Annotated in this window: 1 protein-coding gene; it reads right to left on the bottom strand. The window is 55.8% G+C overall.

Features of this window, described 5'->3' with window-relative positions; all coding sequences use genetic code 11:
- Nucleotides 1-176: 176 nt before the first annotated feature.
- Entirely contained in the window at nt 177-1712 is a 1536-nt protein-coding gene (locus MPRO_RS15265; RefSeq protein WP_067294474.1) for a UxaA family hydrolase, read from the bottom strand.
- Nucleotides 1713-1824: the final 112 nt, after the last annotated feature.

Below are 1824 nucleotides of genomic sequence, written 5' to 3'. Positions count from 1 at the left end.
ACTCGGTTATCCGCTCACCCGACAGATGATCGACAACAAAGACGCCATGAAACTGCTGCCCTGAATCAGGCTCAACCCACACTGAAGCCTGCACATAAAAAGGCCTGTCGTTCTGCTAGGAACGACAGGCCTTGCCTGTTTGCGGCGACAATTTATCGCCAAAGGCTCAAACCCGGTTACATCTGGGCGCCGAGCTGCCAGGGCACGAATTCATGATCACCCAGGCCATTGAGCTCGCTTTTGGATCTGTCACCGGAGGCAACCGCTATGATCAGCTCCAGAATCTCGCGGCCCTTGGCCTCAAGGGATACCTGCTCACTGATGATATCGCCGCAGTTGATGTCCATGTCCTCTTCCATCTTGAGATACATGTCGGTGTTGGTCGCCAGCTTGATGGACGGCGCCGGCTTGTAGCCAAACACCGAGCCGCGCCCGGTGGTGAAACAAATCAGATTAGAGCCAGATGCCACCTGGCCGGTAATAGCGCAGGGGTCATAGCCAGGCCCATCCATAAACACGAACCCCTTGGTGTCGATCTTCTCGGAGTAGCGGTAAACGCCATTCAGCGACGTCGTGCCGGCCTTGGCAATAGCACCTAGGGACTTCTCGAAAATGGTGGTCAAGCCGCCAAGCTTGTTGCCAGGCGTCGGGTTGTTATCCATCTCGCCGCCATTCTTGGAGGCATAGTCTTCCCACCAGTGAATCAGGCTGATGAGCTTATCCCCCACTTCACGGCTCGCTGCACGGCGTGTCAGCAGGTGTTCGGCGCCGTAGATTTCCGGCGTCTCAGACAGCACGACAGTACCGCCTGCGGCTACCAGCATATCGGCGGCAACACCCAGTGCAGGATTTGCGGTAATGCCGGAGTAACCATCGGAGCCACCACACTGCAGCGCTACCGTCAGATGGGAGATAGGCACATAGGTGCGCTGACTGGCATTGGCGGCCGGCAACATTGACTCGATAATCGATACCCCTGCTGCCACCGTTTTACGGGTACCACCCTCGTCCTGAATGATGAGTTTTCGAAAGCGCTCGTCTTCAGTAAGACCCGCTTCGTCCATCAGGCGCGCTATCTGCATCACCTCACAGCCGAGCCCGACAATCAGTACCGCGGCAAAATTAGGGTGCCGGGCATAGCCGGCCAGAGTGCGCTGAAGGTTCTGATAGCCCTCACCGTCAGACTTGATACAGCAACCGGCGCCGTGTATCAGGGGCACTATGCCATCGACATTGGCGAATTTATCCAGCAGGCCACTATTTTTCACCTGATCAGCGATCAGCCGCGCCACGGTCGCGGAGCAATTAACGCTGGTGATAATGCCTATGTAATTACGGGTACCCACTTCGCCGTTACTGCGCACAAAGCCCTTGAAGGTACGCTGTGCCAAGGTTGAGTCGACGGTTTGTTCCTGCACCGCGGTGCCAAAGGCATAGTCGCGATCGAACTCTTCCACCGCACAGTTATGATTGTGGACATGATCGCCTGGGGCTATATCAGCCGTGGCAAATCCAATCACCTGGGCATACTTGACGACAGTCTCACCCTTTTTGATCGCTACAACCGCCACCTTGTGCCCGCGGGGTATATTGTCACTGGCCGTAACCTCGCGGCTTGAAAGCTGCGCATCGCGTGGAATATCCTCCAGCGCCAGCACCACATTGTCGTTTTCGTTAAGTAGCGCTGTTTTTTTTACATTACTGATAATCATGGCAACCTCACATGTCGAAACCCGAGCACTGACTCGCACAGCCGGCGCTGCCTGTTCAAAAAAAGGCCTAGGAGGCTGTCCGACAAGACTCAACCTACTGCGAGCCACCTAA

This window comes from Marinobacterium profundum (genome assembly GCF_001528745.1).
Taxonomy (GTDB): domain Bacteria; phylum Pseudomonadota; class Gammaproteobacteria; order Pseudomonadales; family Balneatricaceae; genus Marinobacterium_A; species Marinobacterium_A profundum.
This window is presented reverse-complemented; position numbering and strand designations above follow the sequence as displayed.

Bases quoted from the DNA above. Each gene is read 5' to 3' on its own strand.
- MPRO_RS15265 (WP_067294474.1), bottom strand. From the start codon at position 1,712: ATGATTATCAGTAATGTAAAAAAAACAGCGCTACTTAACGAAAACGAC.